This is a genomic window from Mycolicibacterium sp. ND9-15 (assembly GCF_035918395.1).
In the GTDB taxonomy this organism is placed as follows: Bacteria; Actinomycetota; Actinomycetes; order Mycobacteriales; family Mycobacteriaceae; genus Mycobacterium.
In genome coordinates this window covers 819,870-843,841 of record NZ_CP142362.1, presented here as the reverse complement: position 1 = coordinate 843,841, position 23,972 = coordinate 819,870, and the positions used below count along the sequence as shown (strand labels likewise).

Annotated in this window: 22 protein-coding genes and 1 riboswitch; of the genes, 18 read left to right on the top strand and 4 right to left on the bottom strand. The window is 65.9% G+C overall.

Annotated features, from left to right (window positions below; genetic code table 11):
• Positions 1-45 precede the first annotated feature (45 nt).
• The 4 genes from QGN32_RS04165 (at position 46) to nrdE (ending at position 3,992) form a co-directional block, all read left to right on the top strand.
• Positions 46-618, top strand: a complete 573-nt coding sequence (locus QGN32_RS04165; RefSeq protein WP_326547390.1) for an NAD(P)H-dependent oxidoreductase — start codon at positions 46-48, stop codon at positions 616-618.
• 505 nt (positions 619-1,123) lie between these two features.
• Positions 1,124-1,372, top strand: coding sequence for a redoxin NrdH (locus QGN32_RS04160; RefSeq protein ID WP_326547389.1), 249 nt, complete (start codon positions 1,124-1,126; stop codon positions 1,370-1,372).
• Between the two features lie 41 nt (positions 1,373-1,413).
• Entirely contained in the window at positions 1,414-1,857 is a 444-nt protein-coding gene (gene nrdI, locus QGN32_RS04155) for a class Ib ribonucleoside-diphosphate reductase assembly flavoprotein NrdI (RefSeq protein WP_326547388.1), read from the top strand.
• Positions 1,858-1,874: 17 nt separating this feature from the next.
• Positions 1,875-3,992 (top strand): class 1b ribonucleoside-diphosphate reductase subunit alpha, encoded by a 2,118-nt coding sequence (gene nrdE, locus QGN32_RS04150; protein WP_326548925.1) that lies wholly within the window; start codon positions 1,875-1,877, stop codon positions 3,990-3,992.
• Positions 3,993-4,026: 34 nt separating this feature from the next.
• Here nrdE and QGN32_RS04145 read toward each other — a convergent pair whose 3' ends face one another.
• Entirely contained in the window at positions 4,027-5,208 is a 1,182-nt protein-coding gene (locus QGN32_RS04145) for a geranylgeranyl reductase family protein (protein ID WP_326547387.1), read from the bottom strand.
• A 150-nt stretch (positions 5,209-5,358) separates the two neighbouring features.
• Between QGN32_RS04145 and QGN32_RS04140 the strand changes: the two genes are divergently transcribed.
• From QGN32_RS04140 to QGN32_RS04110, 7 genes are all read left to right on the top strand, one after another.
• Positions 5,359-6,099: a TetR/AcrR family transcriptional regulator gene (locus QGN32_RS04140; RefSeq protein ID WP_326547386.1), complete on the top strand. Its 741-nt coding sequence runs from the start codon at positions 5,359-5,361 to the stop codon at positions 6,097-6,099.
• 97 nt (positions 6,100-6,196) lie between these two features.
• Entirely contained in the window at positions 6,197-7,717 is a 1,521-nt protein-coding gene (locus tag QGN32_RS04135) for a flavin-containing monooxygenase (RefSeq protein ID WP_326547385.1), read from the top strand.
• Positions 7,718-7,894: 177 nt separating this feature from the next.
• Positions 7,895-8,857: a class 1b ribonucleoside-diphosphate reductase subunit beta gene (gene nrdF / locus QGN32_RS04130; protein WP_442791778.1), complete on the top strand. Its 963-nt coding sequence runs from the start codon at positions 7,895-7,897 to the stop codon at positions 8,855-8,857.
• Positions 8,858-8,915: 58 nt separating this feature from the next.
• A riboswitch (SAM riboswitch) is annotated at positions 8,916-9,027 on the top strand.
• On the top strand, positions 9,009-10,556 hold the full coding sequence (locus QGN32_RS04125) for an ADP-ribosylglycohydrolase family protein (protein WP_326547383.1): 1,548 nt from the start codon (positions 9,009-9,011) through the stop codon (positions 10,554-10,556). (Overlaps the previous riboswitch by 19 nt.)
• Positions 10,549-10,929 carry a hypothetical protein gene (locus tag QGN32_RS04120; protein ID WP_326547382.1) on the top strand — a complete coding sequence of 127 codons (381 nt, stop codon included), beginning with the start codon at positions 10,549-10,551 and terminating at the stop codon, positions 10,927-10,929. The genes QGN32_RS04125 and QGN32_RS04120 overlap by 8 nt, the downstream gene beginning before the upstream one ends.
• Positions 10,930-10,998: 69 nt before the next feature.
• Positions 10,999-12,873 (top strand): hypothetical protein, encoded by a 1,875-nt coding sequence (locus tag QGN32_RS04115; protein ID WP_326547381.1) that lies wholly within the window; start codon positions 10,999-11,001, stop codon positions 12,871-12,873.
• 121 nt (positions 12,874-12,994) lie between these two features.
• Complete coding sequence (locus QGN32_RS04110) at positions 12,995-13,438, top strand: hypothetical protein (protein ID WP_326547380.1); 444 nt, start codon at positions 12,995-12,997, stop codon at positions 13,436-13,438.
• Between the two features lie 77 nt (positions 13,439-13,515).
• Here the strand turns inward: QGN32_RS04110 and QGN32_RS04105 are convergent, their stop codons facing one another.
• From QGN32_RS04105 to QGN32_RS04095, 3 genes are all read right to left on the bottom strand, one after another.
• The gene (locus tag QGN32_RS04105) at positions 13,516-14,562 is read right to left on the bottom strand and encodes an NAD(P)-dependent alcohol dehydrogenase (protein ID WP_326547379.1); all 1,047 of its coding nucleotides are present in this window, start codon (positions 14,560-14,562) and stop codon (positions 13,516-13,518) included.
• A gap of 122 nt (positions 14,563-14,684) precedes the next feature.
• Complete coding sequence (locus QGN32_RS04100) at positions 14,685-14,960, bottom strand: YciI family protein (protein WP_326547378.1); 276 nt, start codon at positions 14,958-14,960, stop codon at positions 14,685-14,687.
• Positions 14,961-14,970: 10 nt separating this feature from the next.
• Positions 14,971-16,086 carry an iron-siderophore ABC transporter substrate-binding protein gene (locus QGN32_RS04095; protein WP_326547377.1) on the bottom strand — a complete coding sequence of 372 codons (1,116 nt, stop codon included), beginning with the start codon at positions 16,084-16,086 and terminating at the stop codon, positions 14,971-14,973.
• 161 nt (positions 16,087-16,247) lie between these two features.
• Here QGN32_RS04095 and ctaD point away from each other — a divergent pair, with 161 nt between their 5' ends.
• From ctaD to QGN32_RS04060, 7 genes are all read left to right on the top strand, one after another.
• Positions 16,248-17,993 carry an aa3-type cytochrome oxidase subunit I gene (gene ctaD, locus QGN32_RS04090; RefSeq protein ID WP_326548924.1) on the top strand — a complete coding sequence of 582 codons (1,746 nt, stop codon included), beginning with the start codon at positions 16,248-16,250 and terminating at the stop codon, positions 17,991-17,993.
• A gap of 10 nt (positions 17,994-18,003) precedes the next feature.
• Positions 18,004-19,245 (top strand): phosphoserine phosphatase SerB, encoded by a 1,242-nt coding sequence (serB, locus tag QGN32_RS04085; protein ID WP_326547376.1) that lies wholly within the window; start codon positions 18,004-18,006, stop codon positions 19,243-19,245.
• 130 nt (positions 19,246-19,375) lie between these two features.
• A complete protein-coding gene (locus QGN32_RS04080) occupies positions 19,376-20,218 on the top strand; it encodes an ABC transporter ATP-binding protein (protein ID WP_326548923.1) in 843 nt (280 codons plus the stop codon).
• A 35-nt stretch (positions 20,219-20,253) separates the two neighbouring features.
• Entirely contained in the window at positions 20,254-21,108 is an 855-nt protein-coding gene (locus QGN32_RS04075) for an NUDIX hydrolase (protein ID WP_326547375.1), read from the top strand.
• A complete protein-coding gene (locus QGN32_RS04070; protein ID WP_326547374.1) occupies positions 21,105-21,752 on the top strand; it encodes an enoyl-CoA hydratase in 648 nt (215 codons plus the stop codon). The genes QGN32_RS04075 and QGN32_RS04070 overlap by 4 nt, the downstream gene beginning before the upstream one ends.
• Positions 21,753-21,763: 11 nt before the next feature.
• Positions 21,764-22,801 (top strand): class I SAM-dependent methyltransferase, encoded by a 1,038-nt coding sequence (locus tag QGN32_RS04065; protein ID WP_326547373.1) that lies wholly within the window; start codon positions 21,764-21,766, stop codon positions 22,799-22,801.
• Positions 22,798-23,967 (top strand): class I SAM-dependent methyltransferase, encoded by a 1,170-nt coding sequence (locus QGN32_RS04060; protein ID WP_442791777.1) that lies wholly within the window; start codon positions 22,798-22,800, stop codon positions 23,965-23,967. The genes QGN32_RS04065 and QGN32_RS04060 overlap by 4 nt, the downstream gene beginning before the upstream one ends.
• Positions 23,968-23,972 lie beyond the last annotated feature (5 nt).

Genomic DNA, 23,972 nt, shown 5'->3' with positions numbered 1-23,972 from the left:
ATTATTCGGACTGCAGTCCGGTTCTGCTGTGCGAGGATCTTCACGATGAACGAAGGGACCATGGAAGTGTCGGACACCTCGAACACCAAGGTGCTGGTGCTGTTGGGCAGCTTGCGGGCGGCATCGGTCAACCGGCAGTTGGTCGAACTGGCGCGGGAGACCGTTCCCGACGGAATCACCCTGCAGTGGTTCGACCGGCTCGGTGAGCTGCCCTTCTACAACGAGGACATCGACAACGCTGACGTCGCCGAACCCGTGGTGGCACTGCGGCGCGCCGCGGCCGATGCGGACGCCGCCCTTGTCGTCACGCCCGAGTACAACGGCAGTATCCCGGGCGTGCTGAAGAACGCGATCGACTGGTTGTCGCGACCGTGGGGCAACAGCGCGATCAAGGGCAAGCCACTTGCGGTCGTCGGCGCGGCGCTCGGGCGCTACGGCGGCCAGTGGGCGCATGACGAGACGCGTAAGAGCTTCGCGATAGCCGGGCCGCGCGTCGTCAAGGACCTCAAGCTTTCGGTGCCGACCAAGGCGCTTGACGGCAGGCATCCGCGGGAGGACGCCGAGGTGGCCGCAAACCTGCGCCACATCATCGGCAAGCTGGCAGCCGAGGTCGGCTGACTCGTTTGGCCTAGGCCGGCGGTTTGCTGTCGTCGTACCGCAACTCCCGCTGAAGGGTTGATCGCTGGCATCTCGTGGCTGCGATCAAGCCGTCAGGCATCAGTCCCGCTCGAGGTGACGGCATCGTCGAATCCGAAGGCGGCGACACCCGCCGGATGTGACGTGCGACACGCCGACGTCGGCACCGAAGCGAGCTCGCGACCTGGGAATTCCAAGATTGTCATTCAGAACATCTGGTATTCCTCCGCAATGTCGGACACTAGGTGTAGTGTTTCGAGCACCGACAGGCCCCACGATTCCCAAGCTCTCCGAGGGTCGGCCGGAGCCCCCGAACCCGGTCGTGTCGGGCGTCCCGACACACCGGCGGTGGCCTCGGTCGGCAGGAGGACGGCAGGAATTTCCAGGGTCTTCGGACTGCTGAAATTCGATGAATCTCGGCGAGATGAAGTTTTCGACCAGTTGCCAGTCCCCGTGCAGTGCCAGTTGTAGAGGAGCCGTACCGCAGATGACTCAGCACTCGATCACCGTGTACACGAAGCCAGCATGCGTGCAGTGCAACGCCACCTACAAGGCGTTGGACAAGCAGGGCATCGTCTACGAGACCGTCGACATCAGCCTCGACAGCGAAGCCCGCGACTACGTGATGGCGCTCGGTTATCTGCAGGCCCCGGTCGTCGTGGTCGGCAACGAGCACTGGTCGGGCTTCCGGCCCGACCGCATCAAGGCGCTCGGAGCGGTCGCTGCGACGGCTTAGCGGTATTCGACGGGTATTCGACGAGCAGAAAGGAGAGCGCGGTGAGCAACCTCGTCTACTTCTCCAGCGTCTCGGAGAACACCCACCGCTTCGTCGCGAAGCTGGGCCTGCCCGCCATCCGGATTCCGCTGCACGGGCGCATCGAGGTCGATGAGCCCTATGTGCTGGTGCTGCCCACCTACGGCGGTGGGCGCGCCACGCCGAACATCAACGACGGTGGCTATGTGCCCAAGCAGGTCATCGCGTTCCTCAACAACGAGCACAACCGGTCGTTGATCCGCGGCGTCATCGCCGCGGGCAACAACAACTTCGGCGCCGAGTTCGCCTATGCGGGCGATGTCGTGTCCCGCAAGTGCGCCGTCCCGTACCTGTACCGCTTCGAACTGATGGGAACCCCCGACGACGTCGACGCCGTCCGATCGGGTTTGGAAGAGTTTTGGAAGGACCAGACGTGTCACCAACCGTCACAGCTGCAGAGCCTGTAACGTCCGCGCCGGCCACGCTGCCGGGCGAGACGGATTACCACGCGCTCAACGCGATGCTGAATCTGTACGACGCCGACGGCAAGATTCAGTTCGACAAGGATGTGCTGGCCGCGCGCGAGTACTTCCTGCAGCACGTCAACCAGAACACGGTCTTCTTCCACAACCAGGACGAGAAGCTCGACTATCTGATCCAGAAGGATTACTACGAGCGCGAGGTGCTCGACCAGTATTCACGCAACTTCGTCAAGACGCTGCTGGATCGCGCGTACGCCAAGAAGTTTCGGTTCCCGACGTTCCTCGGCGCGTTCAAGTACTACACCTCCTACACGCTGAAGACGTTCGACGGGAAGCGCTATCTGGAGCGTTTCGAGGACCGCGTGGTGATGGTGGCGCTCACGCTGGCCGCCGGTGACACGGCGCTGGCCGAGAAGTTGGTCGACGAGATCATCGACGGGCGGTTCCAGCCGGCCACCCCGACGTTCCTCAACTCCGGGAAAAAGCAACGGGGAGAGCCAGTTTCGTGCTTCCTCCTTCGCATCGAGGACAATATGGAGTCCATCGGGCGCTCCATCAACTCGGCGCTGCAGCTGTCCAAGCGCGGTGGCGGAGTTGCGTTGCTGCTGACCAACATTCGCGAGCACGGTGCACCGATCAAGAACATCGAGAACCAGAGCTCGGGTGTCATCCCGATCATGAAGCTGCTTGAGGACTCGTTCTCTTACGCCAACCAGCTTGGAGCTCGCCAGGGCGCGGGCGCGGTGTATCTCCACGCCCACCACCCCGACATCTACCGCTTCCTGGACACCAAGCGCGAGAACGCCGACGAGAAGATCCGGATCAAGACGCTGAGCCTCGGCGTCGTGATCCCCGACATCACCTTCGAGCTGGCCAAGAAGAACGAGGACATGTACCTGTTCTCGCCCTATGACGTCGAACGCGTCTACGGCGTGCCGTTCGCCGACATCTCGGTCACCGAGAAGTACTACGAGATGGTCGACGACGCGCGCATCCGCAAGACGAAAATCAAGGCGCGCGAGTTCTTCCAGACACTGGCCGAGTTGCAGTTCGAGTCGGGCTACCCGTACATCATGTTCGAGGACACGGTGAACCGGTCGAACCCGATCGACGGCAAGATCACCCATTCGAACCTGTGCTCGGAGATCCTGCAGGTGTCGACCCCCTCGGAGTTCAACGAGGACTTGTCGTACAAGAAGATCGGCAAGGACATCTCGTGCAATCTGGGGTCACTGAACATCGCCAAGGCGATGGACTCGCCGGACTTTGGGCAGACGATCGAGGTGGCCATCCGCGCGCTCACGGCGGTGAGCGACCAGACCCACATCACGTCGGTGCCGTCGATCGAGCAGGGCAACAACGACTCTCACGCGATCGGCCTCGGGCAGATGAACCTGCACGGATACCTGGCCCGCGAGCGGATCTTCTACGGGTCCGAGGAGGGCGTCGACTTCACGAACATCTACTTCTATACCGTGCTGTACCACGCGCTGCGGGCGTCGAACCGCATTGCGATCGAACGGGGTACGGCGTTCAAGGGCTTCGAGAAGTCGAAGTACGCGTCGGGGGAGTTCTTCGACAAGTACACCGAGCAGGTGTGGGAGCCCAAGACCGACAAGGTCCGTCAGCTCTTCGCCGACGCCGGCATTCGCATCCCCGATCAGGAGGACTGGACGCGGCTCAAGGAGTCGGTGCAGCAGCATGGCATCTACAACCAGAATTTGCAGGCGGTGCCGCCGACGGGTTCGATCTCCTACATCAACCACTCGACCAGCTCGATCCACCCGATCGCGAGCAAGGTCGAGATCCGCAAGGAAGGCAAGATCGGACGCGTCTATTACCCGGCGCCGTACATGACCAACGACAACCTGGAGTACTACCAGGACGCGTACGAGATCGGCTACGAAAAGGTCATCGACACCTACGCCGCAGCGACCCAGCATGTGGATCAAGGCTTGAGCCTGACGCTGTTCTTCAAGGACACGGCCACCACGCGCGATGTGAACAAGGCGCAGATCTACGCCTGGCGCAAGGGAATCAAGACGCTGTATTACATCCGTCTGCGGCAGATGGCTCTACAAGGGACCGAGGTGGAAAACTGCGTCAGCTGCATGTTGTGACGACTGGTCGCTGACAACGCCCCGGCCGGCGGTGTCACTTGACGGTGTGCTGCGGGCCTTGGGCCTTCTTGTACAGCGCCTTGAGCATCCGGTCGCGGAACGCCGCGTTGTCGATCAGCTTGACGCCGGCGTCGGCCAACTTCGGATACCCGATCAGTTTGTGCATGTAGCGTCCTCGCCGGTACTCCCGGCCCCACGCCGCCTCCATGCGCTGCGCGTAGTTCGTGAAGTCGTCGGGCCCACCGTTCAGTAGTGCCGCGATCGCGCATTCACCTGCGGCCAAACCGGATTCCAGCGCCTTGGAGATTCCCGCGCCCGAGGCGGGCTTGCCCGCGCCCAGTGCGTCGCCGGTGAACAAGACGCCCGGTCGCCACGGCGGCCACGCGGTGAAACCCATCGGCAGGCGCCAGGCTCGTACGCTTTTGTTCTTCTTGAGCTCCTCGATCGGCGGCAGCTCCCATTCCGGGGGAAGCGTGCGCAGAAAATCGCCGAGGAACTTCGTCGCGTTGATCGACTGCCAGTTCTTGTAGCTGTTGACGTAGCCCAGTCCGATGTTGAAAACGCCGTGACCCATCGGGAACACCCACGCGTAGCCCGGCAGCTGGTCGCCCTCGAACACCAACTTCAGATAGATGTCCAGGCTGTCGGAGTCGGGGCGGTTGGCGGGCATCTCCGAACGGATCGCGATCGCCGAGTAACCGTTGTACTCCGAGTCGATCTTGAGCGCCCGTTTGATGGGGGAGTAGGCGCCGTCGGCCGCGATCACCGCGTCCCCGTGGACCTTCTCGCCACCCTTGAGCGTCACGCCGACCACCCGGCCGTTCTCCACGATCGGCCCGGTCACCTCCGCGCCTTGGCGCACCTCGGCGCCCGCGGATTCGGCATGCTTGAGCAGCACCGTATCCAGATGTGTGCGGCTGACGGTGTGGCCGTGGTCGGGCATACCCGGGCGGCGCGGGAACGACAGCTCCCACCGGCTGGGGCTGAACACCGTGACACGGTTGACGCGATGAAAGGTGGCGACCTCGTCGGCCAGCCCCATCTTCTGCAGATAGCTCACCGCGCGGGCGGTCAGGCCGTCGCCGCACGGCTTGTCGCGCGGGAACTCGGCCTTGTCCAGCATCACGACCTTCGCGCCGGTCTGAGCAGCCTGCCACGCGGCGGCTGAGCCCGAGGGTCCGCCACCCGCGATGATCAGGTCGTATCGCTGCGTCATGAAACTCATCTCGTCAAACGGTTGTCGCAGCGATAGTACTCGCGCCGGCACGGCTTCCTCGCTGGACGGAGCTGCCTCGCCGATGCCGCGCGAAATACGGTGCTGCATGGTCTGAGCAGGTCAGCAGCGCCTGAGCGGTAGAGTAGCCGGGTGCGACGAGGGTCGAGGCCACGCTCGAGTGGTGAGCCGGGTGCCAAGGTGGACGCCCGCAGCGAACGCTGGCGTGAGCACCGCAAGAAGGTGCGCGCCGAGATCGTCGACGCCGCCTTCCGCGCCATCGACCGCCTCGGCCCCTATGTCAGTGTGCGCGAGATCGCCGAGGAGGCCGGCACCGCCAAACCCAAGATCTATCGCCACTTCACCGACAAGTCGGACATGTTCGGTGAGATCGGCCAGCGCATGCGCGACATGTTGTGGGCGGCGATCATCCCGTCGATCGATGTGGAGAACGACTCAGCGCGCCAGATCGTCGGCCGCGGCGTCGCGCACTACGTCGATCTGGTGGAAGAGCATCCGAACGTGGTGCGGTTCCTGCTGCGGGGACGGTTCGCCGACAAGTCGGCCGCCGCGATGACGACGGTCAACAAGGGCAGTGAGATCACCTTGGCCGTCGCGGACATGTTCAGCGCGGAACTCAAGGACCTGGCACCCGATCCTGCCGCCTTCGAGCTCGCCGCGTTCGCGATCTTCGGTACCGCGGCGTCCGCGACGGACTGGTGGCTGAGCGCCGCCGACGACGGACCTCGCCGTATGCCCACCGACCAGTTCATCGCGCACATGACCACGATCATGGTGGGTGCGATCAACGGCACGGCCGAATTGCTGGGTATCCAGATCGACCCCGACCAGCCGATTCACACCGCGGTTCGCAAGCAGCAGCCCGTCGCCTGACGGCGCGTTGACACGTCGCCTTCCGCGCCGGACACTGACAAGTACCCGGTACCGGCGTTCCCAGGAACGGCCCATACGGAAAGCAGGGGAGACCACCATGACGGTTGCCGAGCAGACGGCCGACGACACCACCGCCCAACAACCGGTGTACACCCGCGCCCTGATCATCGGCACCGGCTTCTCCGGTCTTGGGATGGCCATCGCGCTGCAACGCCAGAACGTCGAGTTCCTGATCCTGGAGAAGGCCGACGAGATCGGCGGCACCTGGCGCGACAACACCTATCCCGGGTGCGCCTGCGACATCCCGTCGCACATGTACTCGTTTTCCTTCGAACCCAAGCCCGACTGGCGCCACATGTGGTCGTTTCAGCCCGAGATCTTCGACTACCTCAAGGGCGTGACCGACAAGTACGGACTACGTCGCTACATCCGGTTCGGCTCCCACGTCGACCGAGCACACTGGGACGAGAGCGAGCACCGCTGGCACGTCTTCACCAAGGACGGCCGCGAGTTCGTCGCGCAGTTCGTGATCTCCGGAGCCGGCGGGCTGCATATTCCCCTCGTTCCCGAGTTCCCCGGCCTCGACGAATTCACCGGTGCCGCTTTCCATTCCGCCGAGTGGGACCACAGTGTCGACCTGGCGGGCAAGCGGGTGGCGGTGATCGGCACCGGCGCCAGCGCGATCCAGATCGTGCCCGAGATCGTCACGGACGTCGGCGCGCTGCACCTGTTCCAGCGCACACCGGCGTGGGTGATGCCGCGGCCGAACAACCCGATTCCACGGTGGATGCGCGAGATGTTCACCAACGTGCCGGCCACCCGGCAGCTGATGCGCGCCGGGATCTACTGGATCCACGAGGGTGTGGGCTTCGCGATGACGCGCGAACCGCGGTTACTGAAAATCGGCGAACTGCTCGGCAAGTGGAATATCCGCAAGTCGATCAAGGATCCCGAGCTGCGTCGCAAGCTCACCCCGGACTACCGCGCCGGCTGCAAGCGAATCCTCAACTCCGACACCTACTACCGCGGCATCGCCGACCCGAAGACCGAGGTGGTCACCGACGCGATCACGCGGTTCACGCCGACGGGCATCGTCACTGCCGACGGCACCCAACGCGATGTGGACGTGGTGGTATTCGCCACCGGTTTTCACGTCACCGATTCCTACACCTACGTCCACATCAAGGGACCGCGTGGTGAAGACCTGGTGGACCGGTGGAACCGGGAGGGCATCGCGGCGCTGCGCGGCATCACCGTGGCCGACATGCCCAACCTGTTCTTCCTGCTCGGTCCGAACACCGCGCTCGGGCACAACTCGGTGGTGTTCATGATCGAGTCGCAGATCCGCTACGCCGCCCAGGCCATCGCGGCGGTCGACCGCGCCGGCGCACAGGCGCTGGCACCGACGCGCGAGGCTCAGGACCGCTACAACGAACAGTTGCAGGACGAACTCGCCGGGACCGTGTGGAGCACCGGCGGATGCCGGAGTTGGTATCTCGACGAGCACGGGGTGAACCGGACGCTGTGGAGCGGCATGACCTGGCAGTACTGGCTGGCGACCCGCAAGTTCGACAAGTCGGAGTACCGATTCTTCGGCGGGCGGCGCGCCGCGGCCTAGTGTGCGCTGAGATCGCGATTTCACATTGGCCGGACCGGTAACATTCCCCGGCGGGAGGCGACACGCCAAACACACGATGTTGTGCTGCGGGTGGAAATCGCCCCCCAGGGGTAGTGTCGAAACTGCCGGTTCGGCGACCTACTTCTGTGGCGAAATGGGGTTTTCGTGAGTGATGGCATGAAGCTGATTGACCGTGTCTCGGCGATCAACTGGAACCGTCTGCAGGATGAGAAGGACGCCGAGGTGTGGGACCGGCTGACGGGCAATTTCTGGTTGCCGGAGAAGGTGCCGGTGTCCAACGACATCCCGTCGTGGAACACGCTCAACGACCACGAGAAGCAGCTGACGATGCGGGTGTTCACCGGCCTGACGCTGCTCGACACCATCCAGGGCACCGTCGGCGCGGTCAGCCTGATCCCCGACGCGCTGACCCCGCACGAGGAAGCCGTCTACACCAACATCGCGTTCATGGAGTCCGTGCACGCGCGCAGCTACAGCAACATCTTCTCCACGCTGTGTTCGACCGCGGAGATCGACGACGCGTTCCGCTGGTCGGAGGAGAACCCGAACCTGCAGCGCAAGGCCGAGATCGTCATGCAGTACTACAAGGGCGACGAACCGCTCAAGCGCAAGGTGGCCTCCACGCTGCTGGAAAGCTTCCTGTTCTACTCCGGCTTCTACCTGCCGATGTATTGGAGCAGCCGGGCCAAGCTGACCAACACCGCCGACATGATCCGGCTGATCATCCGCGACGAGGCCGTGCACGGTTACTACATCGGCTACAAGTACCAGCGTGGCCTCGCCCTCGAGGACGCCGCCAGGCAGGCCGAGCTCAAGGACTACACCTACGAGCTGCTCTTCGAGCTCTACGACAACGAGGTCGAGTACACCCAGGACCTCTACGACGGTGTCGGGCTGACCGAGGACGTCAAGAAGTTCCTGCGCTACAACGCCAACAAGGCGCTGATGAACCTCGGCTACGAGGCGCTGTTCCCGCGTGACGAGACCGACGTCAACCCGGCCATCTTGTCGGCGCTGTCACCCAATGCCGACGAGAACCACGACTTCTTCTCGGGCTCGGGCTCGAGCTACGTGATCGGCAAGGCCGTCGTCACCGAAGACGAGGACTGGGACTTCTAGCGCGTCCTTCGCATCTAGGCCTGCCGTTTTGTCGGCCGGCTGAGGTAACCTTGGCTTGCTTCACGAGACACCGTCGCCAAGCTCCGACTTGACGGTGCGCCAACCCCACGCTCGTGGGTGGCTCGGATGACGAAGCGGCCCGCACTAACCGGTGTGGGTAAGAGCGCCTTCCTCACCGAAGGCCCGGGATCTTCCGGGAGTACTTGTGGACTCGTCACAATCGGATCTGACTGCTCTACAACGTGATCGCGCCGTCGGCGTCCTGGTCGGAGCCGCGGCCGGCGACGCACTCGGTGCCGGCTATGAGTTCGGAGGGTTCGTGCCGTCCGATCACCCCGTCGCGATGATAGGAGGTGGTAGGGGCCGGTTTCAGCCCGGCGAATGGACCGCCGACACCTCGATGGCGATCGCGGTCGCCGAAGCATTGGCCGCTCGAGCCAATCTGCGCTTCGAGAATTCTCTTGACGCCCTTGTCGAACGGTGGCAGTGGTGGGCGCGCAACGCCAAGGACGTCGAACGACGGACCTGGGAAATTCTCCTTGCTGCCGGCCAAAGGGGAGCCACCGCTCACGCGGTTCGCGACGAAGCCGCCGCGTTCGCTGACAGGACGGGTCGCCCTGCGAGCAGCGGCGTGCTGACCCGGGCCGCTCCGGTCGCGTTGCGCTACCTCGACGACGAACGTGGGCTCGTCACGGTAGCCCGGGCCGTGAGCGAACTCACCCATCCCGGCCCCGACTCCGCTGATGCCTGTGTGCTCTGGTGCGCGGCGATCCGCCATGCCGTGTTGACCGGGCAACTGGATATCCGAATCGGCTTGAACCATATCGATTCTCAGAGGCGAGAACTGTGGCGTTCGCGCATCGACGATGCGGAACGGGCGAAACCCTCGGAGTTCGCCGACACGAACAGTCACGTGGTGCCGGCGATGCAGTGCGCGTGGTCGGCCATCGTCACGACGTCGGCGCCGACCGAGTGCCCGTCCGCCGAGGTGTTCCGTGCCGACCACCTGCGGTTGGTGCTGGAGGCAGCCGTCCGCGCAGGCGGTGACACCGACACCGTGGCCTCCGCTGCGGGTGGATTGGTCGGCGCTCGCCACGGTGTGTCGGCGGTGCCGTGGCAGTGGCGGCTGGCGTTGAAGGGCTGGCCGGGGCTCAACACCCACCTACTGGCTCATCTCGCCACGAAGATCGTCGATTCCGAAGTCATTCGTCGGTTCGACTACACCCACGGGGCCCGGCGTGAGCCTCCGCGGCCGATGCGTCACCCGCGCGACGACTACCTGTGGATCGGAGCCGCCGCCTCGCTCGACAAACTGCCTAAAGGTATCGACGCCGTCGTCTCCCTGTGCCGGGTTGCCGACGGGCGAATTCCATGCGGCGTAACACACCTCGACGTGGGTTTGGAGGGCGAAAGGGGAGCGAATGCCAACCTGGACTTCGTACTCCTCGACACGGTGCGCGCGATCGAGGGACTTCGCGCCGAGGGGCGCGAGGTGTTCGTGCATGACTGGACGGTGACAAACCGTGCCCCCGCTGTCGCCGCGCTGTACGGGTCACGGCGCCGTGACATCGACATTTTCGAAGCGCTTCAGGACATCCGCGTGGTGTTGCCAGCCGTGAATCCACGGCCGGAATTCTGGATGGCGTTGCGGCGCCTGAGACCCTACCTCGGCACGTTCGTGAGGAGTGGTAATGACTAACCCCCACAGCGGACCCAAGAGGTCTTCGACGCAACTGTCGGCCTGCTACTCGAGTACCTGGGGACCGTACTGGGATGCGATGTTCCCGCCGGCGATGGTGACCGACTGGATCGACTGGAAGCGAGGTTCGACGGGGGTGAATATCGCGCGCCGATTCTGGGACCAGCGTGAATATCTGCGTCGCACATACGAATCGGTATACGGGAATGACCCCGAAGCCTGGCCGTCGCGGCACCCCGGCGTCGTCCTCGACGCGGTACCCTCCATCGACCATGCGGCTTGCCTGGGCTGCCAATGGTTCGATGTGGGTCGCGGTGCACCGTACCGGCGAGCCAAGCTCCACGAGACGACGGAAGGGGAGTTTCGGGGCTGACGGCGCGTGGAGGTTCGGCCGAGTAGGTCGCTGAAACCTCGTGTCGGTGGCCACCGATAGGTTCGACGAATGAACGTACCGCCCGAGGTGAATCGACTGATCATGTACAAGCACGGCGTCGCCTTCGTGGAGCGCGGCGGGCCGATCGACGGGGATTTCGATCTGACGTTTCGACGCGACGACATGAAGGACGTGCTCAAGTCGCTGTCGGTGACGGTCGTCGACGGCGACATGTCGGTGGGCACCGTCGGATTCGACACTCCCTCGGATCCGCGCACCGAGCTGGGCCGCCGCAACCTGCTGTTCGAATCGGGTGAGGCGCTGCTCGGCCTGCTCGACGCGCTGCGCGGGCGGGCCGTCGAGGTGCACTGCGGCGATCAGCGACATCAGGGCGAGGTGATCGGAGTCGACGGTGCCGGTGAGCAACACATGCGTCGGCTGCTCGTAATACGGGCGGAATCAGGGACGGTCAGCCTGGTGGACCTCGCTGACGCGCACCGCGTCGAGTTACTGGAGGAACCGTCGCGCAGCGACCTCGACTATCTGATCGACCGGTCCCGCGCCGCCACTGCCGGCGAGAACCGCAGCATGACGGTGCAGGTCCGCGGCAGGGCCGACGACGCTCGGGTGTCCTACATCGTTCCAGCGCCGGTATGGCGGGTCTCCTACCGCGTGATCCATGACGGCGACACGATCACGTTGGCGGCGATGGCCATCGTCCACAACCCGCTCGACGAGGATCTTGTCGAGGTCGCCCTGACTCTCACCACCGGGCAGCCGGTCTCGTTCGACATCGATCTCTACCACGGCAAGCACGTCCAACGAGCGGTCGTCGAGGAAAGCGAACGCGTCGCCCTGCCTGCGGAGAGGCATCTGCGCGATACCCGCAGCCTTGCCGTCGCACCCGCCCCCGACGGTTACGCCATGACCGGCGGGGCATATGAAGATGCCGCCGACGACGTGGAAGCGGCCCAGCCCGGCGAGCACTTCGAATACCGGCTCGGTACGCCGGTATCGCTGAAACGTGGTGGTGCCGCGATGGTTCCACTGGTCGTCAAACCCGTCGACGGCGTCCGCCGAGAACGCGTCTGGCGGGACGGCGCCGAGCCCGCTCCCGCCATCGTGCTGTTCTTCGCCAACACCACCGGCGTCGTGCTCGAGGAGGGTCCGGCCGTCGTCTACGACCAGGGCGGCTACGCCGGCGAGGCGATGGTGCCGTTCACGGCGCGCGGGGGGCGCACCCGGCTGTCGTTCGCGAAGGACCTCGCCGTGCGTTGCCGCCGCACGTCCACGGTCGACACCGTGACCGCTCGGATCTGGCTGACGGCAGAAGCCGTAGTGGAGGAACAGCGCCAGGAGGAGCTGCACACCCTGCACGCCGAGAACGACCACGACGAACCGGTCGAGGTGATCTTCGAGCTGTTCCGCACGTCGGGTTGCACGATCACGTCGGTCACCGGCGCCGACCAGGAAGCCGATGACGAGGACTGGCACCGGTTCCGGGTTCAGGTGCCGGCACACGGTGTTGCGGAGGCGACGGTGCTGGAAACCTGGCCGAATTATCGGCACGTCGGCTACGAGGAACTCTCGCCCGGTCAACTCGAGGACTGGCTGGCTGGACGTTGGCTCGATGCGGCCACGGTCGAAGCGCTGTCGGACGTCCTGGCGCACCGGGCCGAGGCGACGCGGCTGGACGAGGAACGTCGCCACCTCGACGAGGAGCGCGACGATCTCTACAACGGCCAGAGTCGCATCGGCGAGCAGTTGCGGGTGCTGAGCGCGGACGGAGCGGAGGGCGAACTGCGCCGTCGGCTCGTCACCGAACTCGAAACGATGCAGGACCGCGTCGTTCGTCTGGAGGCGGAGATCCGGGGGCGCCGCGACGCGGCCGATGAAGCTCGCCGGGCCGCGACGGATGAACTCAAGCGGGTGATCGCCGTCTAGGTTTCAGGCCGGCTGGCGCGGATGCAACCGGCCGACTTCTCGGGAAACCGGCCTGTCATGATCAGCGCCGTGAGACCATCCCGGCTGAAGGTGATGGCGCGGCTGTGACGTGGAGACGGGCATGATTCGGCAGGCAGTGACGGCTTTAGGGGCAGCAGTTCTCGGTGCGGTGGTGTTGGCGCCGCCGTCGGCAGCTGACGCGGCGCAGCAGGTGCTGATCGACTCCGGCGCGGTGCGGTGCGTGCTCAGCACGGATGAGGTCGCGTTCGGCGGCGGGCCGATGACGGTATGCGCGCTGACAAACGGACAGCCATGGGGTGCGGCGCCCTTCGAAACGTCCAAGTGGAACCAGCGGCCGAACCTCGCTGTCGTGCGGGGGGCCGGGCCATTCGTCTGGGAGCGAGGCACTATCGCCGAACCAGTCGCCGCGCCAGTTTCCGTGGACAGCCAGACCTTCAAAGCGAACGGTTGGACCGTCGAGCCACAGGGAATGCGCACGCGTATCAGCTACGACAGGACCGGTCACGGATTCTTCATCAACGCCTTCGATATTCGCGGTTTCTGACACCAAGTCGGCCTTCGAAACTGCGGGGAGATCGCAACTTCGGCGAAAACTGCGATCTCACCGCAGTTTGGGCGATATCAGGCGCGCAGTGACGACGTGTCGATCACGAACCGGTACCGCACATCGCTGGCGACCACCCGCTCGTAGGCCTCGTTGATGTAGTCGGGCTCGATGATCTCGATCTCCGGCCGCACGGCGTGTTCGGCGCAGAAGTCGAGCATCTCCTGCGTCTCGGCGATGCCGCCGATCAACGAGCCGGCGATGCGGCGCCGGCCGGCGATCAGCGCGCCGGCGGGCACCGACATCGGGTTCTCCGGCATACCGAGTTCGACCAGCGTCCCGTCGACTGCGAGCAGCCCGAGGTAGCGGCCGAGATTGAGGTTGGCCGACACGGTGTTGAGGATGAGGTCGAACGAGCCCTTCAGCTTGGTGAACGTCTCCGGGTCGGAGGTTGCGTAGTACTCGTCGGCGCCGAGGCGCAGACCGTCCTCCATCTTCTTCAGCGACTGGCTCAACACCGTCACGTGGGCGCCCATCGCGTGGGCGAGCTTGACGCCCATGTGGCCCAGGCCGCCGAGACCGACGATCGCCACCCGGGTGCCGGGTCCCGCATTCCAATGGCGCAGAGGCGAATACAGCGTGATCCCCGCGCACAGCAGCGGCGCCGCGGCGTCCAGGGGCAGGCTGTCGGGGATGCGCAACACATAGTTCTCGTCCACCACGATGGCGCCGCTGTAACCGCCGTGCGTCGGCTCGCCGTCGCGGCCGACCGCGTTGTAGGTGCCGACCATGCCCCTGGCGCAGTACTGCTCCTCACCCGCCAGGCACTGCGCGCACTCGCGGCAGGAGTCGACGAAGCAGCCGACACCGACGCGGTCGCCGACCTGGAACTTGGTGACCTCAGCGCCGACGGCAGTGACGATCCCGGCGATCTCGTGCCCGGGCACCAACGGATACTTCGCGCGGCCCCACTCGTCGCGCACGGTGTGAATGTCGGAGTGGCAGATGCCCGAGAAGTGGATGTCGAAGGCGACGTCGTGCGCCCCGACCTCGCGACGGGTGATGGTGGTCTTGGTCAACGGCCCGGTCGCCGACGGTGCGGCATATGCGGTGACTGTGCTCATTACGACCTTCTTCTGCATCGAATCGACTATCGAGAAAAGGCGCCGTCAATAGGTGCGGCGAACCCCCATAGACAACCGAAGAGCGCGTCGTGTTGATTCCGCGGGGCGCTGTGAGATTGCTCCTAGAGGCCTGGCGCCCGGAACGCGCCGTTGAACGACACGCGTTCGTAGCGGGCGACACCGGCGGCCGTGTAGGGGTCCCGGTCGACGATGTCCTGCGCCTCCTCGGCATCGATGTCGCCGGTGATCAGAACGGCGCCGGACTCGTCCTCCTGACGGCCCGCCAGCACGATCCGGCCGGCACTCACCTCGTTCTCGAGCCACTCGAGATGGGCGGGTCTGATTTGGTGGACGACGTCGGGTGGCTGCAGATAGGTCGACTTCAGCACGTGAAACACGGCCCCGAGGTTAGTTGATCGGCGCGTTGAGCCACTGCAGGTCGGCGAGCATTCCGCGCGCTGCGACGATGCCCTCGCCGGTCTGCCACACCTCGTTGTTGACCGCGAAGACCCGGTTGTCGCGGGTGGCGCCGAGCTTCTTCCACGCGTCGCTCTCGAGCACCGCGGGTGCGCGGTCCCGCGCGGCGGGGGAGTCGAAGGACAGGTAGACGATGTCGCCGTCGGCGATAGACAGGTCGGGATGGTCGGCCAGGTCGGTGTCGGTGATCCCCACCTCGAGGTAGGGCTTGTCGGTGAAGCGTTGCGTCACAGGGCGATCGACGCCCACGTCGGTCAGCACGCTGCCCGGAAAGGTCTTGGCGCCGTAGACCCGCATCGTGGTGTCGGTCAACTGCACGACCGACGCCTGGAAATGTGCGGCGTCGTTGTCGGCGCCGGTTTTGTCGGCGGCCCGTTGGAATCCGTCGACCAGACCGTTCGCCGCATCCTGGCGGCCGGTCGCCGCGCCCACCGTGCGCAGGTTGTCCTGCCAGGCCGGTCCGGGCGCCCCGGTGAACACCGTCGGCGCGATCTCCGAGAGCGCTCCGAATGCCTCGGGCGTCAACGCCTCAGAACCGAGGATCAGCTCGGGCGCCGCGGCCCTGACGCCGTCGAGGTCGGGCGTGCCGCGGGTGCCGACCGCGGGCACGTCGTGGATCACCTGGCCCAGGTACGACGGCTGGCTGTCGGCGCCGTCGGGCAACGCGGCCGCCACCACCCGCGACTGCAGGCCCAGGGCGCACAATGCGTCGAGCTGGTCGCCCGACAGCACCACGATGCGCTGCGGGTCTTCGCGTACCAGGGTCTCGCCGGCGGCGTGGCGCACCAAGCGGTCCGGCGGACCCGGGTCCACGGGCGTCGGTTCGGGCGCGCACGACTCGTCGGGTCTGCGCTGGTTGCCCAGCACCCCGGCGCCGGCGATTCTCGTCGTACTGGTCACGATCGACTGCGTTGCGGTGGTGTCGGACGACTCTTCGCCACCGGAGCCGCAACCGCTCACCGCCGTCACGCCGACAGCGGTGGCGATGGCTGCCAACGCCAGCGTCCTGGCGGCCGCCAGGCCCCAACGCGGTCCGCTGATCAGCACGTCGCCGACGGTAACATCCGGCCAGCTCCAAGGCGTCGAGCCGGCTTCGGCGCTCGAATACGACAGTTTGTAGGACCGCCCCCGACTCGGCGGCGAGACGGCAGCTAGGATTCAACGAGTAAACGGCGGGGATGTCCCGACCTGGATTTATGGAGGACCTGTTGGTAGCCGAAGCGCCCCCCATCGGAGAACTCGAGGCACGGCGTCCGTTCCCGGAGCGACTCGGTCCCAAGGGCAACCTGGTCTACAACCTCATCACCACCACCGATCACAAGCTGATCGGGATCATGTACTGCGTCACCTGCTTCATCTTCTTCTTCATCGGCGGGCTGATGGCGCTGTTCATGCGCACCGAGTTGGCGATGCCGGGGCTGCAGTTCCTGTCCAACGAGCAGTTCAACCAGTTGTTCACCATGCACGGCACGGTGATGCTGCTGTTCTACGCCACCCCGATCGTGTTCGGGTTCGCCAACCTGGTGCTGCCGCTGCAGATCGGCGCCCCCGACGTCGCGTTTCCGCGGCTGAACGCGTTTTCCTTCTGGTTGTTCCTGTTCGGTGGGCTCATCGCGATCTCCGGCTTCATCACCCCCGGCGGTGCGGCGGACTTCGGCTGGACGGCGTACGCGCCGCTCAGCACCGCGATTCACTCGCCCGGCGCGGGCGGTGACCTGTGGATCCTGGGCTTGGCGGTCGCCGGTCTGGGCACGATCCTGGGCGGGGTCAACATGATCACCACCGTGGTGTGCATGCGCGCACCCGGGATGACGATGTTCCGGATGCCGGTGTTCACCTGGAACATCCTGGTGACGTCGGTGTTGGTGCTGATGGTGTTCCCGTTGCTGACCGCCGCGCTGTTCGGCCTGGCCGCCGACCGCCATCTCGGCGCGCACATCTACGACCCGGCCAACGGTGGTGTGCTGCTGTATCAGCACCTGTTCTGGTACTTCGGCCACCCCGAGGTGTACATCATCGCGCTGCCGTTCTTCGGCATCGTGAGCGAGATCTTCCCGGTCTTCAGCCGGAAGCCGATCTTCGGCTACACCACGCTGATCTACGCGACCATCTCGATCGCCGCGTTGTCGGTCGCGGTGTGGGCGCACCACATGTACGCCACCGGCGCGGTGCTGCTGCCGTTCTTCTCGTTCATGACGTTCCTGATCGCGGTGCCGACTGGCATCAAGTTCTTCAACTGGATCGGCACGATGTGGAAGGGCCAGTTGACGTTCGAGACACCGATGCTGTTCTCGATCGGCTTTTTGGTCACCTTCCTGCTGGGTGGCCTGTCGGGTGTGCTGTTGGCCAGCCCGCCGCTGGACTTCCACGTCACCGACTCCTACTTCGTGGTCGCGCATTTCCACTACGTGTTGTTCGGCACCATCGTGTTCGCCACGTACGCGGGCATCTACTTCTGGTTCCCGAAGATGACGGGCCGGCTGCTCGACGAACGGTTGGGCAAGCTGCATTTCTGGTTGACGCTGATCGGTTTCCACGGCACGTTCCTGGTGCAGCACTGGCTCGGCAATGAAGGCATGCCGCGCCGCTACGCCGACTACCTGTCCACGGACGGGTTCACCACCCTCAATGTCGTCTCGACCATCGGCGCGTTCATCCTCGGCATCTCGACGATCCCGTTCGTGTGGAACGTGTTCAAGAGTTGGCGCTACGGCGAGCCGGTGACCGTCGACGATCCGTGGGGTTACGGCAACTCGCTGGAGTGGGCGACCTCGTGCCCGCCGCCGCGGCACAACTTCACCGAGCTGCCCCGGATCCGTTCGGAGCGACCGGCATTCGAGCTGCACTATCCACACATGGTGGAGCGGATGCGCGCCGAGGCCCACATCGGCCGCAGCCACGGACCCACCGACGGCGATGTGACACGGTTGGACGACGCGAGCGTCCGTACCTGACGATCGCGGCATGACCGGGCAACCGCGCGAGCGTTCGTCGCTGCTGATCACGGTCACCGGCCGTGACCAACCGGGCGTCACCTCGGCGCTTTTCGAGGTGCTGTCCCAGCATCGGGTCGAGTTGCTCAACGTCGAACAGGTGGTGATCCGCGGCCGGCTTACGCTGGGTGTGCTCGTCGCTGGATCGGCGGAAGTAGTCAGCGGGCCGGAGCTCCGCGATGCGGTGACTCGGGCGATCCACGACGTCGGCCTGGACGTCACGATCGAGCGCAGTGACGGCGAGCCCATCATGCGTGAGCCATCGACGCATACCATCGTCGTGCTCGGCCGCCCCATCACCGCCGAGGAGTTCGGTGTGGTGGCGCGCGAACTGGCCAGACTCGACGTCAACATCGACACGATCCGCGGTGTATCGGATTATCCGGTAACGGGATTGGAGCTGCGGGTATCGGTGCCTTCGCGCGCCGTCAACAACGAACTGCAGAAGGCGCTGGCCAGGGTCGCGGTCGCCGAGGAGATCGATGTCGCGGTCGAGGATTACAGCCTGACGCGGCGGGCCAAGCGCCTCATCGTCTTCGACGTCGACTCGACGTTGATCCAGGGCGAGGTGATCGAGATGCTGGCTGCCCGCGTGGGTGCGGAGGCGGCCGTGGCCGAGGTGACCGAGGCGGCCATGCGTGGCGAACTCGACTTCGCCGAATCGCTGCACCGGCGCGTGGCCACGCTGGCGGGTCTGCCGGCCTCCGTGCTCGACGACGTCGCCGAACAGATCGAGTTGACCCCCGGCGCCCGCACCACGCTGCGCACGTTGCGGCGGTTGGGGTTTCACTGTGGCATCGTCTCGGGCGGGTTCCGTCAGGTCGTCGAACCGCTCGCTCACGAGCTGATGATGGATTTCGTCGCCGCCAACGAACTCGAGATCGTCGACGGCAAGTTGACCGGTCGGGTGATCGGCCCCGTCATCGATCGGGCCGGAAAAGCCAAGGCGCTGCGCGATTTCGCGCACCAGGCCGGCGTGCCGATGGAGCAGACGGTGGCCGTCGGCGACGGCGCCAACGACATCGACATGCTCGCCGCGGCGGGACTCGGCGTGGCGTTCAACGCCAAGCCGGCGCTGCGGGAGGTAGCCGACGCGTCGCTGAGCCAGCCGTATCTGGACACCGTGCTGTTCATTCTCGGCATCACGCGCGGCGAGATCGAAGCGGCCGACGCGCTTGACGGCGTGGTGCGCCGGGTCGACATTCCGGACTGAACCTGCCTGCGAGCGACCGCACTTGTACGCGCTTGCCCGGCGTGTCGCGGGACAAACCCGGCCGCTCGCGGGGGTGGCGGGGGTGGCGGGGGTCAAGGGGGTGGCGGAATCACTTGACTACGATGAGCGGGTGCCCGCCGCCGAAGGAGATGCAGCCGACCCCGACGTGCTGATCGACTTCGCCAAGGTGTCGCTGCGGCGCGGCGGTCGGGTCCTGGTCGGCCCCGTCACGTGGGCGGTCGAACTCGACGAGCGCTGGGTGATTATCGGTCCCAACGGCGCGGGGAAGACCTCGCTGCTGCGGATGGCTGCAGCGCTGGAGCATCCGTCGTCGGGGACGGCGTACGTGCTCGGCGAGCGGCTCGGCCGCACCGACATGTTTGAGCTGCGCGCCCGGGTCGGGCTCAGCAGCTCGGCGTTGTCGCAGCGGGTGCCCGACGGCGAGGTGGTGCGCGATCTGGTCGTCTCCGCCGGCTACGCGGTGCTGGGCCGGTGGCGCGAGGCCTACGACGATGTCGACTACGAGCAGGCGCTCGACATGCTCGAGAGCGTCGGCGCCGAACACCTGGCGGAGCGCACGTACGGCACCTTGTCCGAAGGCGAACGCAAGCGGGTGCTGATCGCGCGGTCGATGATGACCGACCCCGAGCTGTTGTTGCTCGACGAGCCCGCCGCCGGACTGGACCTGGGCGGGCGGGAAGAACTCGTGGCCCGACTCGAGGATCTGGCCGCCGACCCGGATGCCCCGGCGATGGTGCTGGTGACCCACCACGTCGAAGAGGTTCCGCGCGGCTTCTCCCATGCACTGATCTTGTCCGAGGGCAAGGTGGTCGACTCGGGCCTGCTGCCGGACGTGCTGACCGCCGAGAACTTGTCCAAGGCGTTCGGCCAGGCGATCACGCTCGACATCGTGGACGGGCGGTACTTCGCGCGCCGAGCCCGGACCCGGGCAGCGCACAGGAGGCGAGCATGACTTCTCCGGTGGGTAGGAGCGAAGCGACTGGGGATATGACAGACGAACCAGCCGAAGAACCACTGGCGCCCCGTCCGGCCGCGACGGTGATGCTGATCCGCGAGACCCCGGATGTCACCCGGGAAGTGGAAGTGTTCCTGATGCGGCGGCATTCGGCGATGGATTTCGTCGCCGGTGTGATGGTGTTTCCCGGCGGAGGTGTCGACGATCGGGACCGCAACGCCGACATCGCCTGGTTCGGTCCCGAACCGGACTGGTGGGCAGAGCGATTCAACGTCGAGCCCGATCTGGCGCAGGCGCTGGTGTGCGCCGCGGCGCGGGAGACCTTCGAGGAGTCCGGGGTGTTGTTCGCCGGGGCCGCAGACGACGCCGACGTGCTGGTCGACGACGCCTCGGTCTACCGCGACGAGCGCGCCGCGCTGGTCGACCGGTCGCTGTCCTTCGCCGACTTCCTGCACCGAGAGAAACTGGTACTGCGCGCGGATCTTCTTCGGCCGTGGGCCAATTGGGTGACGCCGAAGGAGGAGCGCACCCGCCGCTACGACACCTATTTCTTCGTCGGCGCGCTGCCCGAGGGTCAACTCGCCGACGGTGAGAACACCGAGACCGACACCGCCGAATGGATCACGCCGCAGCGAGCGCTCGACGACTTCGCCGACGGGCGGACGTTCCTTCTGCCGCCCACATGGACCCAGCTCGACTCGCTCAACGGCCGGAGCGTCGCCGAAGCGCTTGCGGTGGAACGCCAGATCGTGTCCGTCACACCGCACCTGGCGGCCAACAAGGACACCGGCAACTGGGAGATCGAGTTCTTCGACAGCGACCGGTACAACGCCGCCCGCAACCGTCGCTCTCCTGAGGGTTACGGTACGGACGCGCGTCGAGCATGAGCGAGTTCGTCTCCGTTCACACCAGCGATGAGCAACCCGGCATCGCCACCCTGCTGCTGTCTCGGCCGCCGACCAACGCCCTGACCCGGCAGGTTTACCGCGAATTGGCCGGTGCGGCCCGACGCATCGGGGGCCGCGACGACATTCATGCCGTGATCATTTTCGGTGGCCACGAGATCTTCTCCGCCGGCGACGACGTGCCCGAACTGCGCACCCTCGACGCCGACGAAGCCGCCGTGGCCACGCGGGTCTGCCGCGAGGCCATCGACGCGGTGGCGGCCATTCCCAGACCCACCGTCGCCGCGATCACTGGCTACGCGCTAGGCGGCGGGATGACCCTCGCGCTCGGCGCCGACTGGCGGGTCTCCGGCGACAACGTCAAGTTCGGCGCGACGGAAATCCTGGCCGGGCTCGTTCCTGCCGGCGGCACGTCGCGGCTGACCCGCGCCGTCGGCCTCAGCAAGGGCAAGGAGCTGGTCTTCAGCGGGCGGTTCATCGACGCCAAGGAGGCGTACGCCTTGGGTTTGATCGACCAGATGGTGGCCCCCGACGCGGTGTACGACGCCGCGCTGGCCTGGGCGCAACGGTTCCTCGAGCACCCACCCCCGGTACTCGCTGCGGCCAAGGCGACGTTCGACCCCTAGGCTGCCCTGTTATGAGCTTTGAGGAAACCGACACTATCTCTGACGTCGCCGACCCCGCGGCTCCCGGGTCTGACGTCGCCGGCTCCGCTCCGGTGCCGAACCCGCACGCCACCGCCGAACAGGTCGAGGCGGCCCGCCACGACTCCAAACTGGCCCAGGTGCTGTACCACGACTGGGAAGCCGAGAGCTACGACGAAAAGTGGTCGATCTCCTACGACAAACGCTGCGTCGACTACGCCCGCGACCTGTTCGACGCGACGGTGCCCTTCTCCGAGCAACGCAAACTCCCGTACGACCGGGCGCTGGAGCTGGGATGCGGCAGCGGATTCTTCCTGCTCAACCTGATCCAGGCGGGCGTCGCGCGACGCGGCTCGGTCACCGACCTGTCACCGGGCATGGTCGAGGTCGCCACCCGCAACGGCGAAAACCTCGGCCTGGACATCGACGGGCGGGTTGCCGACGCAGAAGGCATCCCGTACGCCGACGACACCTTCGACCTGGTGGTCGGCCACGCGGTGCTGCATCACATCCCCGACGTCGAACTCTCGCTGCGGGAAGTGGTGCGGGTGCTCAAGCCGGGCGGCCGCTTCATCTTCGCCGGCGAGCCGACGAACGCCGGCGAGAACTACGCGCGCCCGCTGTCGACGCTGACGTGGCGAGCCGTGACGAACGTGACCAGGCTGCCGGGGCTGACCGGTTGGCGCCGCCCGCAGGCCGAGCTCGACGAGTCGTCGCGCGCGGCCGCGTTGGAGGCGATCGTCGACCTGCACACCTTCGCTCCCGCAGACTTGGAACGCATGGCACGCAACGCCGGCGCCGTGGAGGTCTCGACGGCCACCACCGAGTTCACCGCCGCGATGCTGGGCTGGCCGCTGCGCACCTTCGAGGCCGCGGTGCCGCCGGACCGATTGGGTTGGGGCTGGGCCAAGTTCGCGTTCACGAGCTGGATCGCGTTGTCCTGGGTGGACCACAACATCTGGCGCCAAGTGGTGCCGAAGGGCTGGTTCTACAACGTGATGGTCACGGGAGTCAAGCCAGCCGCGAAGTGAGCGTAGCCTTCGGCGTCGAAGACGTCGGCTATCTGCGGAGCGAGGCAGGTGTCGCAGCCCTGCGGGAAACCGCCGCGCTGCGTCTGACGAGTGCGACGCTGGTCTCCGACATCGCTTGGGCGCGTGCGCGTTTCGGTGAGCGCGCCGCGGTTCTGGTCGAGACGACGGTGTTGCGCCGCAAGGCAGCGGCGAAACTCTCCCATCCCGAGGGCTGGTTGTTCACCGACGAGGCGCTGCAGCAGGCCACCGCCGAACCGGTCGCCCGTCACCGCGCCCAGCGGCTCAGCCGCGCTCGTGTGCACGATGCGACGTGTTCGATCGGCACTGAGCTTGTCGCACTGCGGGATTCGGCCACGCTGGTGATCGGCAGCGATATCGACCCGGTCCGGCTCGCCATGGCACGGAACAACGTCACCGACGTCGATGTCTGCCGCGCGGACGCGCTTCGACCGGTCACGCGGAACACCGTCGTGGTGCTCGACCCGGCGCGACGTAGCGGCGGACGGCGCCGATTCGATCCGCGTGACTACACACCCGCGCTCGATGAACTCCTCGACGTGTACCGCGGACGCGACGTCGTCGTCAAGTGCGCTCCTGGAGTCGATTTCGACGCCCTGACACAATTGGGCTTCGACGGCGAGATCGAAGTGACGTCGCTGGCAGGCAGCGTGCGCGAGGCATGCCTGTGGTCCGCGGGACTTGCGGCTTCCGGGGTCCGGCGCCGAGCCACGTTGCTGGACACCGGCGAACAGGTCACCGACGCCGAATCCGACGACTGTGCGGTGGCACCCGCCGGACGGTGGCTCGTCGACCCGGACGGCGCCATCGTGCGCGCCGGCCTGGTCCGTCATTACGCCGCACGCCACGGCTTGTGGCAACTCGACCGCGACGTCGCGTACCTGTCGGGTGACCTGCTACCGCCGGGGGTACGCGGTTTCGAGGTGCTTGACGAACTGGCGTTCAACGAACGGCGGTTGCGCCAAGCGCTTTCGGCGCGCGACGTCGGCGCGGTTGAGATCCTCGTCCGTGGTGTCGGAGTCGACCCCGATGCGCTGCGACCGCGGCTTCGCCTGCGCGGCTCGCAGCAGGCTTCGGTGGTGATCACCCGCATCGGCGCCGGAGGTGCAAGTCGGGCAACGGCATTCATTTGCCGTCCGTCCCGCTGATCGTG